This is a genomic window from Variovorax sp. RCC_210 (assembly GCF_041355175.1).
Taxonomy (GTDB): domain Bacteria; phylum Pseudomonadota; class Gammaproteobacteria; order Burkholderiales; family Burkholderiaceae_C; genus Variovorax.
This window is the reverse complement of the sequence record NZ_JBFUPJ010000002.1, coordinates 595,508-609,957: the sequence shown is the minus strand read 5'-3', so window position 1 is coordinate 609,957 and position 14,450 is coordinate 595,508. Positions and strand designations below refer to the sequence as shown.

At 69.9% G+C, this 14,450-nt stretch carries 12 protein-coding genes; 7 read left to right on the top strand and 5 right to left on the bottom strand.

Annotated features, from left to right (window positions below; genetic code table 11):
* Positions 1 to 47 precede the first annotated feature (47 nt).
* The 5 genes from pbpC to AB6807_RS10885 all read left to right on the top strand — a co-directional run bounded on the left by pbpC (position 48) and on the right by AB6807_RS10885 (position 6,491).
* Positions 48 to 2,507 carry a penicillin-binding protein 1C gene (gene pbpC, locus AB6807_RS10905; RefSeq protein WP_371084545.1) on the top strand — a complete coding sequence of 820 codons (2,460 nt, stop codon included), beginning with the start codon at positions 48 to 50 and terminating at the stop codon, positions 2,505 to 2,507.
* A gap of 83 nt (positions 2,508 to 2,590) precedes the next feature.
* Complete coding sequence (locus AB6807_RS10900) at positions 2,591 to 3,955, top strand: esterase-like activity of phytase family protein (RefSeq protein ID WP_371084544.1); 1,365 nt, start codon at positions 2,591 to 2,593, stop codon at positions 3,953 to 3,955.
* A gap of 177 nt (positions 3,956 to 4,132) precedes the next feature.
* Positions 4,133 to 4,441 (top strand): DUF3649 domain-containing protein, encoded by a 309-nt coding sequence (locus AB6807_RS10895; protein ID WP_116911675.1) that lies wholly within the window; start codon positions 4,133 to 4,135, stop codon positions 4,439 to 4,441.
* A complete protein-coding gene (locus tag AB6807_RS10890; RefSeq protein WP_371084543.1) occupies positions 4,438 to 6,138 on the top strand; it encodes a PepSY-associated TM helix domain-containing protein in 1,701 nt (566 codons plus the stop codon). Before AB6807_RS10895 ends, AB6807_RS10890 begins: the two co-directional genes overlap by 4 nt.
* Positions 6,138 to 6,491 carry a DUF3325 domain-containing protein gene (locus AB6807_RS10885; RefSeq protein ID WP_371084542.1) on the top strand — a complete coding sequence of 118 codons (354 nt, stop codon included), beginning with the start codon at positions 6,138 to 6,140 and terminating at the stop codon, positions 6,489 to 6,491. Before AB6807_RS10890 ends, AB6807_RS10885 begins: the two co-directional genes overlap by 1 nt.
* A gap of 5 nt (positions 6,492 to 6,496) precedes the next feature.
* Here the strand turns inward: AB6807_RS10885 and AB6807_RS10880 are convergent, their stop codons facing one another.
* Positions 6,497 to 7,564 carry an aldo/keto reductase gene (locus AB6807_RS10880; RefSeq protein ID WP_371084541.1) on the bottom strand — a complete coding sequence of 356 codons (1,068 nt, stop codon included), beginning with the start codon at positions 7,562 to 7,564 and terminating at the stop codon, positions 6,497 to 6,499.
* A gap of 130 nt (positions 7,565 to 7,694) precedes the next feature.
* Between AB6807_RS10880 and AB6807_RS10875 the strand changes: the two genes are divergently transcribed.
* A complete protein-coding gene (locus AB6807_RS10875) occupies positions 7,695 to 8,678 on the top strand; it encodes a LysR family transcriptional regulator (RefSeq protein WP_371084540.1) in 984 nt (327 codons plus the stop codon).
* Here AB6807_RS10875 and AB6807_RS10870 read toward each other — a convergent pair.
* From AB6807_RS10870 to AB6807_RS10855, 4 genes are read right to left on the bottom strand one after another with little or no spacing between them, the layout of a single operon-like run.
* Entirely contained in the window at positions 8,620 to 10,011 is a 1,392-nt protein-coding gene (locus tag AB6807_RS10870) for an aminopeptidase P N-terminal domain-containing protein (RefSeq protein WP_371084539.1), read from the bottom strand. The two genes, AB6807_RS10875 and AB6807_RS10870, sit on opposite strands and share 59 nt — an antisense overlap.
* A gap of 6 nt (positions 10,012 to 10,017) precedes the next feature.
* Positions 10,018 to 10,962, bottom strand: a complete 945-nt coding sequence (locus tag AB6807_RS10865) for a hypothetical protein (protein WP_371084538.1) — start codon at positions 10,960 to 10,962, stop codon at positions 10,018 to 10,020.
* Positions 10,963 to 10,973: 11 nt separating this feature from the next.
* Positions 10,974 to 11,717 (bottom strand): NDP-sugar synthase, encoded by a 744-nt coding sequence (locus tag AB6807_RS10860; RefSeq protein ID WP_371084727.1) that lies wholly within the window; start codon positions 11,715 to 11,717, stop codon positions 10,974 to 10,976.
* A 41-nt stretch (positions 11,718 to 11,758) separates the two neighbouring features.
* Positions 11,759 to 12,139, bottom strand: coding sequence for an S-adenosylmethionine decarboxylase family protein (locus AB6807_RS10855; protein WP_116911668.1), 381 nt, complete (start codon positions 12,137 to 12,139; stop codon positions 11,759 to 11,761).
* A gap of 146 nt (positions 12,140 to 12,285) precedes the next feature.
* On the opposite strand from AB6807_RS10855, the gene AB6807_RS10850 reads away from it, so the two are divergent.
* The gene (locus AB6807_RS10850; protein ID WP_371084537.1) at positions 12,286 to 14,388 is read left to right on the top strand and encodes a transketolase family protein; all 2,103 of its coding nucleotides are present in this window, start codon (positions 12,286 to 12,288) and stop codon (positions 14,386 to 14,388) included.
* Positions 14,389 to 14,450 lie beyond the last annotated feature (62 nt).

Genomic DNA, 14,450 nt, shown 5'->3' with positions numbered 1-14,450 from the left:
CCTCTCCCGCATGCGGGAGAGGGCTAGGGTGAGGGTGCGGCCTTCGTATGAACACGCTGCCCGATCCATCACCGTCGCCCTCACCCCAGCCCTCTCCCGCGAGCGGGAGAGGGAGCAAGGCAGCGCGTCGTGACCTGACCCTCGGCCTCTTCTTTCTTGTCCCCTCTCCCGCATGCGGGAGAGCGAGCGGGAGACGGAGTAGATCCCGGGCGCGCAAGCCGCTCATCGCCTTCGCGATCGTCGCGCTGCTGCTCGCCCTGCTCCGCCTCTGGCCCCACGCCGCCCTGAGCGAAACCGTCGGCAGCTCCCGCGCCGTCTACGCCCAGGGCGGCGAGCTGATGCGCCTCACGCTCGCGGGCGACGAGCAGTACCGCCTCTGGGTGCCGCTCGAGCGCATCTCCCCCACGCTGGTCGATGCCGTGCTGCTGTACGAAGACCGCCGCTTCCACGCGCACCCTGGCGTCAACCCCGCCGCGCTCGCGCGCAGCGCATGGCGCATTGCCAGCGGCGAGCGCCGCCAGGGCGGCTCCACGCTCACCATGCAACTGGCGCGCCGCGTGTACGGTATCGACAGCCGCACGCCCACCGGCAAGATCGCGCAGATTTTTGCCGCGCTGTGGCTCGAGGCGCGCTTCAGCAAGCACGACATCCTCGAGGCCTACCTCAACACCGCGCCCTACGGCGGCAACATCGAAGGCGTGCAGGCCGCGAGCCTCATCTACTTCCGCAAGGACGCCGCCAAGCTCAGCCTGCCCGAGGCGCTGACGCTGGCCGTCATTCCGCAGAACCCCATCAAGCGCATTGCCGAGCGCGGCCGCAACACCGAGCTGCAGTCCGCGCGCGAACGCCTGTGGGCGCTGTGGGCCGAGCGCGACCCCACCGCGAAACAGCACTCGCCCGACGCGCAGCTCGCGCTGTCGGCGCAGTCGCGCGGCAGCCTGCCCTTCCTGGCGCCGCACGCCACCGACATGCTGCTCGCGCAAGAGCGCGGCGTGCAAGAGGTGCGCACCACCATCGACCTGCGCATGCAGTCCACGCTCGAACGCGTGATGGCGCAGTACCTGCGCACGCATGCCGACGTGGGCATGAGCAACGCCAGCGCGCTGCTGCTCGACGCCTCGACCATGCAGGTGCGCGCCATGATCGGCTCGGCCGACTTCCGCAACGATGCCATCGCGGGCCAGGTCAACGGCGTGCTGGCCAAGCGCTCGCCGGGCTCCACGCTCAAGCCCTTCATCTATGCGCTGGCGCTCGACCAGGGGCTGCTGCATCCGCGCACGATGCTGAAGGACTCGCCCACCTCCTTCGGCCCCTACACGCCCGAGAACTTCGACCACCGCTTCGCCGGCCCGCTGTCGGCGCAGGAGGCGCTGATTCGCAGCCGCAACATTCCCGCGGTGGCGGTGGCCGCGAAGCTCTCGAAGCCGGGGCTGTACGACTTCATGCGCCTGGCCGGCGTGCAGAAGCTGCAGGGCGAATCGCACTACGGCCTGGCGCTGGTGCTCGGCGGCGGCGAGGTCACGCCCGAGGAGCTCGCGGGCATGTACGCCACGCTGGCCAACGGCGGCATCTCGCAGCCGCTTCGCTACACCCAGCCCGCGCCCGGCGAGCGCCCCGCGCAGCCGCTGCGCCTGCTGAGCGAAGAGGCCTCGTTCATCACGCTCGACATGCTGCGCCACACGCCGCGCCCCGACACCACGCTGCCCGCGCGCCCCGCCATCGCGTGGAAGACGGGCACGTCGTGGGGCTTTCGCGACGCGTGGACGGCGGGCGTGTTCGGCCGCCACGTGCTGGTGGTGTGGGTGGGCAACTTCGACGGCAGCAGCAACCCCGCGCTGGTGGGCGTCGATGCGGCCGCGCCGCTGTTCCTGCGCATGGTCGATGCGCTGCGCGCGGAGCGGCTCGACCCCGGCGAGGTCGTGTCGCGCCAGCCGCCGGACCTGCGCCAGGTCGAGGTGTGCGCCGCCACGGGCGGCCTGCCCGACGCGCTGTGCCCCGTGCGCGCGACGACGTGGTTCATCGCGGGCAAGTCGCCGATCCAGGTCAGCAACCTGCACCGCGCGGTGTGGGTCGACGAGACCACCGGCAAGGTGGTGTGCGGCCCGCAGCCGAATGCGCGCCAGCTGGTGGTGGAGCAGTGGGGCAGCGACATGCGCCGCCTGTTCCGCCAGGCCGGCCTGCCGCGCGCGAGCGCGCCGGCCGATGGTTGCGAGAAAGACGGTGAAGCATCGGATGGCGCTCCGCTCATCACCTCGCCGCTGCGCGGCGTGCGCCACACGCTGCGCGTGAACAAGCCCGAGCCGCTGGTGCTGCGCGCCGAGGCCGCCGCCGGCACGCAGGCCGTGTACTGGTTCGCCGACGACGCGCTCATCGGCCGCGCCGCGCCGGGCGAAGGCATCACGTGGATGCCGAGCCTGTCGGAGTCGGGCCGGCGCTATGTGCTGCGCGCGGTCGACGACCAGGGCCGCGCCGAGTCGCGCGAGGTCACGGTGGACATCGCGCCCTGACCTTCAGGGGCCCAAGGGATGTCATGGCGTCGTCATGCCCGGTCGGCATGGTCACGCGTTTTCGACTCGGAACTTTCCCGACCATGACGCGTCCCGCTTCCCTTTCCTTCATCGCCACGGTCACCGCACTGGCCGCCGCATTCGCATGCGGCAGCGTCGCCGCGCAGACCGCCTTCCCCTCGACGCTGGCCGGCCACGCCGTGCTGCCCGCGCAGAGCTTCGTGGCCGCGCCCAAGGACGCGCCGGCCGACCTGCAGGTCAGCGGCAAGTTCACCACGCCCAAACGCGTCGAGGCCATCGGCACCGTTGAAGGCCTGTCGGGCGGCCGCGGCACGGGCGTGTCGGTGCCCTTCAAGGGCCAGCCGCTGCAGGGCCACTCGGGCATCAAGAAGATGGACGACGGCACGTTCTGGATCCTCACGGACAACGGCGCGGGCGCCAAGGCCAACTCGCCCGACTTCATGCTCTACCTGAACCACTACAAGGTCGACTTCAAGAGCGGCAAGTTCAACCACCTGCAGACCGTGTTCCTGCACGACCCCGACAAGAAGGTGCCGTTTCGCATCGTCCACGAAGGCACCAAGCAGCGCTACCTGACGGGCTCCGACTTCGACCCCGAGAGCTTCCAGTTCGCCGGCGGCGCGCTGTGGATCGGCGAGGAGTTCGGGCCCTTCCTGATCAAGGCCGACCTGAAGGGCAAGGTGCTCGCGGTGTACGACACGCTGGTCGACGGCAAGGCCGTGCGCTCGCCCGACCACCCGGGCGTGACCACGCCCGGCGTGCCCGGCGGCGCGGTCGACTTCCAGGTCAAGCGTTCCAAGGGCTTCGAGGGCATGGCCGCGTCGAAGGACGGCAGCAAGCTGTATGCGCTGCTCGAAGGACCGGTGTGGAACGCCGAGGCCAAGGACTTCGAGCGCGTGGAAGGCAAGGAAGCGCTGCGCGTGCTGGAGTTCGACGTGGCCACCGAGAAGTGGACGGGTCGGCATTGGAAGTACGTGCTCGAAGCCAACGGCAACGCCATCGGCGACTTCAACATGATCGACGGCACCACCGGCCTGATCATCGAGCGCGACAACGGCGAAGGCACGAGCGACAAGGCCTGCCCCGAAGGCCAGAAGCGCACCGACTGCTTCCACGACATCGCGAAGTTCAAGCGCGTCTACAAGGTCGAGCTGAGCGACGCGAACGTGGGCGGCCCGGTGCGCAAGATCGGCTACATCGACCTGCTGAACATTGCCGACCCCGACAAGCTCGCGCGCAAGCCGCTGAACGACGGCGTGCTGAAGTTCCCGTTCTTCACCATCGAGAACGTCGACGTGGTCGACGCGACGCACATCGTGGTCGGCAACGACAACAACCTGCCCTTCTCGAGCAGCCGCGAGCCGAACAAGGCGGACGACAACGAGCTGGTGCTGCTGGAGGCCGGCGCGCTGCTGCAGGCGAAGTAAGCCGCGGCGGCAATGCTCCGGTCGTAATGCCCCGGCGGGGAGGCAGGGCGGAGGGCGAGGCGGGTTGGGAAAATCGCGCCAGATGCGTATGATTCTCATCTTCACGCGTTTTCGCTCTTTTTCCTTTCCCTTTCCCATGAATTTCCGAACGACCTCGCTCGCCGTCCGGCGCGCGTCGTGAGCGCCGGCGTTCGCTACCGCCTCGGCGTGGCGTCTCGCGCGGTGGCCGCCATTGCCGGCGGGTACGGCGTGGCGGCACTCTGCGCCGCCGTGCTCGCGCTGTGCCTGCCCGCCGCCTTCGGCATGGCGCGCAGCGAAGCCACGCTGACCGGCACGCTGTCTTCCTTTCTCGTCTTCGTCGTCGCCGTGATGTGGGTCTTTGCCGCGCGCACGGCGGTGCGCGCATGGACCGGGCTGGCCGTTGCCGCCGCGCCGCTCGGCGTGCTGCTGCTGGTGCTCCTGCGCATCACCGGAGCGCCGGCATGAAGGAAGGTTTTCGCCAGTCGATGGCGTGGCTGCACACCTGGTCGGGCCTGCTGGTCGGCTGGGTGCTGTTCATGGTGTTCGCGGCCGGCACGGCCTCGTATTTCAAGGACGAGATCACGTTCTGGATGACGCCCGAGCTGCACGCCGTCGCGCAGAACGTGGTGCCGCAAGCGCAGACGGCCGAGGGGGCCGTGGCCTACCTGCAGAAGCACGGCGCGCAGAGCCCGCGCTGGTTCATCAACCTGCCGACCGAGCGCCGGCCGTCGACCGACGTGCTGTACCTGGCGCCGCCCGCACCCACTGCCGCGGGTGCCACGGGCGCGGCCCCCGCCGAGCGCCCGCGCCGCCGCTTCGACCGCGCCTCGCTGGACCCGGCCACCGGCGACGCCATTTCCGCGCCACGCGCGACGCGCGGCGGCGAGTTCTTCTACCGCCTGCACTTCGACCTGCACTACATGCCCGCGCTGTGGGCGCGCTGGATCGTGGGCTTCTGCGCCATGTTCATGCTGGTGGCCATCTTCAGCGGCATCGTCACGCACAAGCGCATCTTCAAGGACTTCTTCACCTTCCGGGCGAAGAAGGGCCAGCGCTCGTGGCTCGATGCGCACAACGTGACGGCGGTGCTCGCGCTGCCCTACCACCTGATGATCACGTACACCGGCCTGGTCACGCTGATGTTCATGTACATGCCGTGGGCGCCGCAGGTGGCCTACAAGGACCGCGGCGGCGAGCAGGCCTTTTTCGCCGAGGTGTTCCCCGGCGGCGGGCGCGACCAGTTCAAGGCCTCGGGCAACAAGGTGCCGCTGGCGCCGCTCGCGCCCATGCTGGCGCAGGCCAGCGCGCACTGGAACGGCGCGGGCGTGGGCCGCATCACCGTGCACCAGCCCAACGACGCCAATGCCGTGGTCTCGCTCACGCGCGCCGAAGGCCCGCAGCTGTCGAACGACCAGCCGTCGATGCAGTTCAACGGCGCCACCGGCGCGCTGATCGGCGCCTTCGGCGACGTGCCCAAGCCGGCCGCCGAGACGCGCGGCGTGCTCTACGGCCTGCACATCGGGCGCTTCGGCGATCCGCTGGTGCGCGCGCTGTTCTTCCTGTCGGGGCTGGCCGGCTGCCTGATGGTCGCGACCGGCCTGCTGCTGTGGGCCGTGAAGGAGCGGCAGAAGTTCGCCAAGGCGCTCAAGCAGGGCGGGCGCATCAGCTTCGGCCTGCGTCTGGTCGACGGGCTGAACGTGGGCGCCGTCGCGGGCCTGCCGGTGGCCATGGCCGCCTTCTTCTGGGCCAACCGGCTGGTGCCGGTGGGCGTGGCGGAGCGCGGGGAGGTGGAGATCCGCTGGTTCTTCATCGTCTGGGGCGCGACCGCCGTGCTGGGACTGCTGAGGCCCACGCTGCGCATGTGGCAGGCGCAACTGGCGCTCGGCGCCTTGCTGTTCGTGCTGCTGCCGGTGCTCAACGCCTTCACCGGTCCCGCGCCGCTGACCGTCAGCCTGCGCGCGGGCCCGAGCGCGGTGGCGGGCTTCGACCTGGTCGCCATTGCGCTGGGCCTGGGGCTTGCCAGTGCCGTGTGGATCGTGGAGCGCAAGCGCCGCAAGTCGCTGGCCAAGCAGGTGAATGTGCAGGCGCAGGCGAACGTGCAGGCGTCCAAGGCGCCAGCCGGGGCGCAGCCGTCGCTGGTCACGTCGGAGCAGGGCTCGTGATGGATTCGCTGCTGCTCACCCTGGTGTTCGCCGCCTCGCTCGCCGGCTTCTGCGCGCTCAGCCTGGCCATGGACCGCCACAGCGAAGACGTGTACGGCCGAGGCAGCACGCCGGGCGCCTGGCGGCGCTGGCTGCAGCTGGGCGGCACCGCGCTGCTGTGCGTGTCGCTGGGCGCCAGCCTGCAGGCCGCGGGCGGCTCGGTCGGCTGGGTGCTGTGGCTGGGCGCGCTCACGGCCGCGGCGCTGTCCACGGTGGCGCTGCTGGGCTATGCGCCGCGGCGGTTCCCGTGGATCGGGTCGGCCGCCGCGGCCATTGCCGTGGGCGGCGGGCTGCTGTACCTGCTGCTGGCCTGAACGGTTCAGGCCGGGCGGCGCGCCACCGTGCCGCCCGACACCACGCCCTGCGTCATCGGCAGGGCCATGAAGTCGTGCGGAAAGCCCATCGCCACCGCGCTGACGGCGTCCAGGCGCTGCAGCGTCGGTGCGTCGAGCTGCACGTCGAGCGCGCCCAGGTTGTCCTCGAACTGCGCGAGCGTGCGCGCGCCGATGATCGGCATCACCACCGGCGCGCTGCGGTGCAGCAGCCACGCCAGCGCGACCTGCGCGGACGAGCGGCCCTGCTCCTTCGCCACCTGCGCGACCACCTCGGCGATGCCCAGCGAGCGCTCGCTCAGCGCGCCGTTGCCGGCCGCCACGTCCTTGCGCGTGCCGGTCACGCCCGAGGCCGCGTCCTTCGTGTGGCCGATGTCGGCGCGCGTGTACTTGCCCGAAAGCACGCCGCTGCCCAGCGGCGACCACGCCATCACGCCCAGGCCGAGCTCGTGCGCCATCGGCAGCAGCTCGCGCTCCACGGTGCGCTCGATGAGGCTGTGCTCGATCTGCAGCGCCACCAGGGGCGTCCAGCCGCGCAGGTCGGCCAGCGTCTGCATGCGCGCCACCTGCCAGGCCGGCGTGTCGGAGATGCCCGCGTACAGCACCTTGCCCGAGCGCACCAGGTCGTCGAAGCCGCGCATCACCTCGTCGACGGGCGTGAGGTTGTCCCAGATGTGCAGGTACAGCAGGTCGATGTAGTCGGTGCCCAGGCGCTTCAGGCTGGCCTCCACCGAGCGCACCATGTTGCGGCGGTGGTTGCCGCCCGCGTTGGGGTTGCCCGGCTGCATGTTCAGCGTGTACTTGGTGGCCAGCACCACCGACTCGCGCTGGCCTTCGAGGAACTGGCCGAGCAGCTTTTCGGAACTGCCGTTGGTATAGAAGTTGGCCGTGTCGACGAAGTTGCCGCCGCGCTCGCGGTACAGGTCGAACATGCGGCGCGACTCGCCGGCGTCGGCGCCCCAGCCCCAGTCGCTGCCGAAGGTCATGGTGCCCAGCGACATGGGGCTGACGCGCAGGCCCGAGCGGCCGAGGGTGAGGTAGTGGTCGAGCTTCATGGTGAATGTCCTTTCGAGGTGGCTGGCGTTGCGGTTGCAGCGCCATGGCCTCGAAGGTAGTTGCGCCATTGCGCGGGAAAAAGCCCGCCGGGCTTGATGCTTTGTGAAGCTGGTCTTCATAATTTGCCGCATGTCGCCCGAACTGCTTCCCGCCATCGCTGCCTTCGCCCGCGTGGCGCACCACGCCAGCTTCACCCGCGCCGCCGAAGAACTGGGCGTGTCGCCCTCGGCCTTGTCGCAGACGGTGCGCGCGCTGGAGCGGCGCCTGGGCGTGCGGCTGCTCGACCGCACCACGCGCCGCGTCGGCGTGACCGAGCTGGGCCAGCAGCTGCTCGAGGGCGCGCGCCCGGCGCTGGACGCGCTGGCGCAGGCGGTCGAAGGGCTGGACGAAGCGCGCGACCGCCCGGCCGGCCTGCTGCGCCTGAACGCGGCGCGGGTGTCGGCCGAGCTGCTGCTGTACCCGCACTTCGGCGACTTCGCGCAGGCCTACCCCGACATCACGCTCGAACTGGTCTGCGACAACCGCATGGTCGACCTGGTGGAGGGCGGCTTCGACGCCGGCATCCGGCTCGGTGAAAGCCTCGCGCAGGACGTGGTGGCCGTGCCCATCGGCGGGCCGCAGCGCATGGTGACCTTTGCCTCGCCACGCTACCTCGCGGGCCGCGCGCTGCCCCGGACGCCGGAAGACCTGCGCGCCCACCAGTGCCTGAACTACCGCCTGACCACGGGCGGCCTGTACCGCTGGGAGTACGCGCAGGACGGCCGCGCGCTCGACATCGAGGTGGCCGGCCCGCTGGTGAGCAACGACAGCGACGTGCTGCTGGCCGCGGCGCGCTCGGGCGCGGGGATCATGGTGGCCTTCGAGGACGCCGCGCGCGAAGACTTCGCCAGCGGCCGGCTGGTGCCGCTGCTGGAGCCCTGGTGGCCGACCTTTCCGGGCTTCTACCTGTACCACCCGAGCCGCGCGCAGATGCCGCGCAAGCTCAGGGTGTTCATCGATTTCCTGCAGGCGCGGCACGCAGCGCCGCCGGTGTCGCAGCGGGCCAGCAAGCCGCTCAGGCCCGCATCAGTGCCTCGATCTCGTCCGCATCCACCGGCACGCCGCGAGAAATGAGCTCGCAGCCGGTGGCCGTGACGATCGCGTCGTCCTCGATGCGGATGCCGATGTGGTGGAACTGCTCGGGCACGCCCTCGCCGGGGCGCACGTAGATGCCGGGCTCCAGCGTCAGCACCATGCCCGGGTGCAGGATGCGGCTCGGGCGGTTCTTGATGACTTCGTTGGACAGCGGATCTTTCCGCTCGCTCACCTCGCCGACCTGCGTGGGCTCGACGTAGCTGCCGCAGTCGTGCACGTCCATGCCCAGCCAGTGGCCGGTGCGGTGCATGTAGAACTGGAAGTAGGCGCGCGAGTCGATCACGTCCTCCAGGCCGCCGACCTTGTTGGCGTCGAGCAGGCCCAGGTCGAGCATGCCCTGCGCCAGCACCTTCACGGCCGCGTCGTGCGGGTCGTTGAAGCGGTTGCCGGCCCTGGTGGCGTCGGCCGAGGCGTACTGGCTCTGCAGCACCAGGTCGTACAGCGCGCGCTGCGGGCCGGTGAACTTGCCGTCGGCCGGAAAGGTGCGGGTGATGTCGCTGGCGTAGCTGTCGAGCTCGCAGCCCGCGTCGATCAGCACCAGCTCGCCCGGGCGCACGGGCGCGGCGTCGGCGCGGTAGTGCAGCACGCAGGCATTGGCGCCGGCCGCCACGATGGAGCCGTAGGCCGGGTACTGCGAGCCGCCCAGGCGGAACTCGTGCAGCAGCTCGGCGTCCAGGTGGTATTCGCGCACGTCCTTGCCCTCGCGCAGCATGCGCGCCGACAGCTGCATCGCGCGGATGTGAGCGCGCGCGCTGATCTGCGCGGCGCGCCGCATGATGTCCTGCTCGTGCGCGTCCTTCACGAGGCGCATCTCGTCGAGCAGGCCGCACAGGTCGCGCTGCTCCTCGGGGCACAGCGCGCCGTAGCGCACGCGCGCGCGCACCGACTGCAGCCAGCCGTCGATGCGCGTTTCCAGCCCCTTGTGGGTGGCGAACGGGAACCACACGGTCGACTTGTTTTCCAGCAGCTTGGGCAGCTTCGCGTCGAGGTCGGCGATGGACAGGGCGTCGTCCACGCCGAGCGCGCCCGGCGCGGCCTCGGGGCCGAGGCGAAAGCCGTCCCAGATCTCGCGCTCCAGGTCCTTGGGCGCGCAGAACAGCGTGGAGCGGCCGTCGCCCGAGAGCACCAGCCAGGCGTTGGGCTCGGTGAAGCCGCTCAGGTAATAGAAGTAGCTGTCATGGCGAAACAGGAAGTCGCTGTCCCGGTTGCGCTGGCGCTCGGGCGCGGTCGGGATGATGGCGATGCCGTCCTTGCCCAGCTGCGAGGCAAGGCGCGCGCGGCGCTCGGCGTAGATCGTGGTGTCAATGGGCATGGAGTTTCACTTTCGATACGGTGCAAGTCCGGGGTCCGCGGGAACCAGGTGGCGCCATGGGAACACATCCTGCGCAAAGTGGCTGACGTAGCCGCCGATCGTTGACTGGATGACCATGAATTGCAGCCCCTGCCGCATGCGCTGCAGTTGCTCGAGCTGCGCCAGGCCGAGGCAGGTGTTGCGCAACCTCAGCACGCGCAGCTGCGCGCCCCTGGGGCCTTGCAGCAGGGCCTCGTAGTCCGCGAAGGGCGTGATGGCGTCGGGCGCCCGCTCGGCCGGCCACACCATCTGCTGCTCGGTGGATTCGGAAAAGTCCAGCAGCCGCAGTGCCGGCAGCTGCGTTGCCCCGGCCAGGTTGCGAATGAAATGCTGGGTGTCGAAATGGGCGCCGATGCACAGGCTGCCCAGTTGCGGCAGCGGCACCGCGAAAAAGTCGGCGTCCGGCGGGTTCGGCACGGTGAGCTCGCTCAGCCTCGGCGTCTTGCGCACCCAACGCGCAATGTCGCCGCCCTCCTCGAGGATGCGGCCGCTCGCGCACACGAGCGAATGGTTGTGGTCCTCGGGCTGCGTGGGCTTGATGAACAGCGAGCGCAGGCGGGGAAAGGTCACGGCGCTGTCGAGCAGCGGCCCGAAGGTCCATTCGCGCGTGCCGTTCGCCCCGCTGTCCACGCCGCTGAACGACAGCGAGGTGATGCAGTCGGCCACCTCCTGGCGGGCAAGGCAGGCCAGGGTTTCTTCGAAAGCCTCGTCCCAGGTTTCGCCGAAGTACTCCACATGCCAGCCCTGGCGCATGGGCGTGAGCGCCAGGCGGGTGAAGTCGCTTTGGTACATGGGCACGCTCAGCGGGTCTTCGGGCGTGCCGTCGTTGCGTTCGGCGGCCGTTGCCAGGGCCAGGTCGTGGATGCGCAGGGGCAGCAGGCGCAGCGCGTCGGGGAGCGGGGCGATGGTCATGCGTCTCGGGTTCAGCGCGCCGGTGCCGGTGCTGCCCGTGCCGGTGCCGGGCCGGCGTTGAGTTGTCGCAGCCGCTGCGGCGTGCCCACGTCGGTCCAGGCGCCGGTGTGGAGTTCGGCGCTGACCTGCAGTCGGTCCATCGCGGCGCGCAGGATCGGCGCCAGCGGGGCCTTGCGGCCGTCGGGGTTGCCGGGCGGAATGTCGCAGTACGGCGGCGCGAACAGCGCGGCGCGGTACAGGCCGATGGTGGAGAAGGTGAACTTCTCGGGGGCCGTGTTCAGTGCCAGGCCGTCGGGCGCCAGGCCGAAATCGCCCTTCGGGTTGTGTTCGGGGTTGGGCACCAGCCACAGGTGGGCCAGCTTGCCGCTGGCCACGAAGCGGTCGACCGCGGCCTGGGTGAAGCGGAAATCGGGCGCGAACACGTCGCCGGCCGCCACCCAGAACACCTCGCCCAGCAGCGGCAGCGCGCGCACGATGCCGCCGGCCGTTTCCAGCGCGCCGCCGAAGTCGCGGCCTTCGCTGGAGTATGAAATTGATAGCGGTGTGCCGTTTCCCAGCAAGGGCTGCGCGCCGAAGCGCTGCGAAACCTGCTCGCCGAGCCAGTCGGTGTTGACCACCAGTTCGGTGAAGCCGCCGGCCGCCAGCGCCTCCATCGGCCATTGCATCAGGGGCTTGCCGTGCACCTCGAGCAGGGGCTTGGGGCAGATGTCGGTCAGCGGGCGCATGCGCTCGCCGCGGCCGGCGGCCAGGACCATGGCGCGCGTCGCACGGCCGGGGAGCACGGGGTTCACCGAGTTCACGCCGCGATGCGCCCGCGCTGGAGCGCGTTGCGCTCGCTGTGCAGCGGCTGGAACAGCGACACCAGGCATTCCATCAGCGCATGCGCCTTGGCCGAATGGTCGCCGCCGAAGTTGCACACGTACACGTCGAGCGTCACGCCGCGCTGCTCGGGCCAGGTGTGGATGCACAGGTGCGATTCGGCCAGCAGCACCGTGGCCGTGACGCCGCCCGGCCCCAGGGGCGTGGCCGGAAAGCCGTGCACCAGCTTGCCCACCGCCTGCAGCCCGGCGGCGGCCACCGCCTTCAGGCAGACGGCGCCCAGCGCCTCCCGGTCGGTGAGCCATTGAAGGCCGCATTGGCAGTCGTGGAGGTCGGCGGTAAGGTGCAGCCCATGCATGGGGGGCAACTCTAGCAGCGCGGGCGCGGTACACGGGAACATCGCCCGGGTGTTGGGCCCGTGTCGGCGCCCTGGCGGGCTCGCCCGGTAAAATCGCGGGTTCCCCCCAATCCCACCCACCCTTTTCCCCCGAAAGTCCCATGCCCATGGCAAACCAAGCCCTGATGGCCAACGCGATCCGCGCGCTGGCTATGGATGCCGTCCAACAAGCGAACTCCGGACATCCGGGTGCACCGATGGGCATGGCCGACATGGCCGTCGCACTCTGGGGCGATCACCTGCGCTACAACCCGGCGAACCCGCACTGGTTCGACCGCGACCGCTTCGTGCTGTCGAACGGCCACGCCTCGATGCTGCTGTACTCGGTGCTGCACCTCACCGGCTACGACCTGCCCATCGGCGAGCTCAAGAACTTCCGCCAGCTGCACAGCAAGACCGCCGGCCACCCCGAAGTCGACGTGACCCCCGGCGTGGAAACCACCACCGGCCCGCTGGGCCAGGGCATCACCAACGCCGTGGGCTTCGCGCTGGCCGAGAAGCTGCTGTCGGCCGAGTTCAACCGCAAGGACCACGCCGTCGTCGACCACCACACCTACGCCTTCCTGGGCGACGGTTGCATGATGGAAGGCATCAGCCACGAAGCCTGCGCGCTGGCCGGCGCCTGGCACCTGAACAAGCTCATCGCCCTGTACGACGACAACGGCATCAGCATCGACGGCCAGGTCAAGCCCTGGTACATCGACAACGTGGCCGAGCGCTTCCACGCCTATGGCTGGCACGTGATCGGCCCGATCGACGGCAACGACGCCGCCGAGGTGTCCAAGGCCATCGCCAAGGCCAAGCAGTCGACCGACAAGCCCACGCTCATCAACTGCAAGACCGTCATCGGCAAGGGCAGCCCGAACCGCCAGGGCACCGCCAAGGCGCACGGCGAGGCGCTGGGCGCCGAGGAAATCAAGCTCACGCGCGACGCCATCGACTGGCACTACCCGCCCTTCGAGATCCCTGCCGAGGTGTATGCCGACTGGGACCACAAGCAGGCCGGCGCCAACCTCGAAGCCGAGTGGAACGCCAGGTTCGCCGCCTACGCGCTGGCCTACCCCGAGCTCGCCGACGAATTCACGCGCCGCATGAAGGGCGAGCTGCCCAAGAACTTCCACCAGGTGGCGTTCGACACCGTGGTCGCCGCCCACACCAAGGCCGAGACCGTGGCCAGCCGCAAGGCCAGCCAGCTCGCGCTGGAATCGTTCACCGCCGCGCTGCCCGAAATGCTCGGCGGCAGCGCCGACCTGACCGGCTCCAACCTCACCAACACCAAGAGCACGCCCGCCCTGCGCTTCGATCCGAAGACCGGCGCCGTGGTCATGAACATGCCGGCCGTCGAAGCCAAGCAAGGCGCCGAGGACGAAGCCAAGCCCGAAGCCCCGACCGAAGCCCCGCACGGCACCATCGGGCGCCACATCAACTACGGCGTGCGCGAGTTCGGCATGGCGGCCATCATGAACGGCGTGGCGCTGCATGGCGGCTACATCCCCTACGGCGGCACCTTCCTCACCTTCAGCGACTACAGCCGCAACGCCATCCGCATGGCCGCGCTGATGAAGCACCGCGTGATCCACGTGTTCACGCACGACTCCATCGGCCTGGGCGAAGACGGCCCCACGCACCAGTCGATCGAGCACGCCGCGTCGCTGCGCCTCATTCCCAACCTGGACGTCTGGCGTCCGGGCGACACGGCCGAAACCGCCGTGGCCTGGGCCGTGGCTCTGCAGAACCAGAAGCGCCCGACCGCGCTGCTGCTCAGCCGCCAGAACATCGCCTACGCCGCGAAGAGCGAGCTCGGCGACATCAGCCGCGGCGCCTACGTGCTGTCCGAGCCGGAAGCCGTGGGCCTGAAGAGCAAGAAGACCGTGGCCGTCATCATCGCCACCGGTTCGGAAGTGCAGCTCGCCATTGCCGCGCAGAAGCTGCTGGCCGAGAAGAAGATCGCCGTGCGCGTGGTGTCGATGCCCTCGACCACCACCTTCGACCGCCAGGACCTGGCCTACAAGAAGGCCGTGCTGCCCAAGAAGCTGCCGCGCATCGCCGTGGAAATGGGCTGCACCGGCGGCTGGTGGAAGTACGGCTGCGCCGCCGTGGTCGGCATCGACACGTACGGCGAGTCGGCGCCCGCGCCCGAACTGTTCAAGTACTTCGGATTCACGGCGGAGAACGTTGCCGCCACGGTGGAAGCCGCACTGCGCGACTGATCGCGCGCAGCGTTTCTTCCCGCCGGTTCACAACAAGTTTTTCAACCTTAGGAGCAAGTCAG

What these genes read in the sequence shown, in the direction of transcription:
- pbpC (WP_371084545.1), top strand. Translation starts at nt 48, where the DNA reads ATGAACACGCTGCCCGATCCATCACCGTCGCCCTCACCCCAGCCCTCT.
- AB6807_RS10900 (WP_371084544.1), top strand. Translation starts at nt 2,591, where the DNA reads ATGACGCGTCCCGCTTCCCTTTCCTTCATCGCCACGGTCACCGCACTG.
- AB6807_RS10890 (WP_371084543.1), top strand. Translation starts at nt 4,438, where the DNA reads ATGAAGGAAGGTTTTCGCCAGTCGATGGCGTGGCTGCACACCTGGTCG.
- AB6807_RS10885 (WP_371084542.1), top strand. Translation starts at nt 6,138, where the DNA reads ATGGATTCGCTGCTGCTCACCCTGGTGTTCGCCGCCTCGCTCGCCGGC.
- AB6807_RS10880 (WP_371084541.1), bottom strand. Translation starts at nt 7,564, where the DNA reads ATGAAGCTCGACCACTACCTCACCCTCGGCCGCTCGGGCCTGCGCGTC.
- AB6807_RS10875 (WP_371084540.1), top strand. Translation starts at nt 7,695, where the DNA reads ATGTCGCCCGAACTGCTTCCCGCCATCGCTGCCTTCGCCCGCGTGGCG.
- AB6807_RS10870 (WP_371084539.1), bottom strand. Translation starts at nt 10,011, where the DNA reads ATGCCCATTGACACCACGATCTACGCCGAGCGCCGCGCGCGCCTTGCC.
- AB6807_RS10865 (WP_371084538.1), bottom strand. Translation starts at nt 10,962, where the DNA reads ATGACCATCGCCCCGCTCCCCGACGCGCTGCGCCTGCTGCCCCTGCGC.
- AB6807_RS10860 (WP_371084727.1), bottom strand. Translation starts at nt 11,717, where the DNA reads ATGGTCCTGGCCGCCGGCCGCGGCGAGCGCATGCGCCCGCTGACCGAC.
- AB6807_RS10855 (WP_116911668.1), bottom strand. Translation starts at nt 12,139, where the DNA reads ATGCATGGGCTGCACCTTACCGCCGACCTCCACGACTGCCAATGCGGC.
- AB6807_RS10850 (WP_371084537.1), top strand. Translation starts at nt 12,286, where the DNA reads ATGGCAAACCAAGCCCTGATGGCCAACGCGATCCGCGCGCTGGCTATG.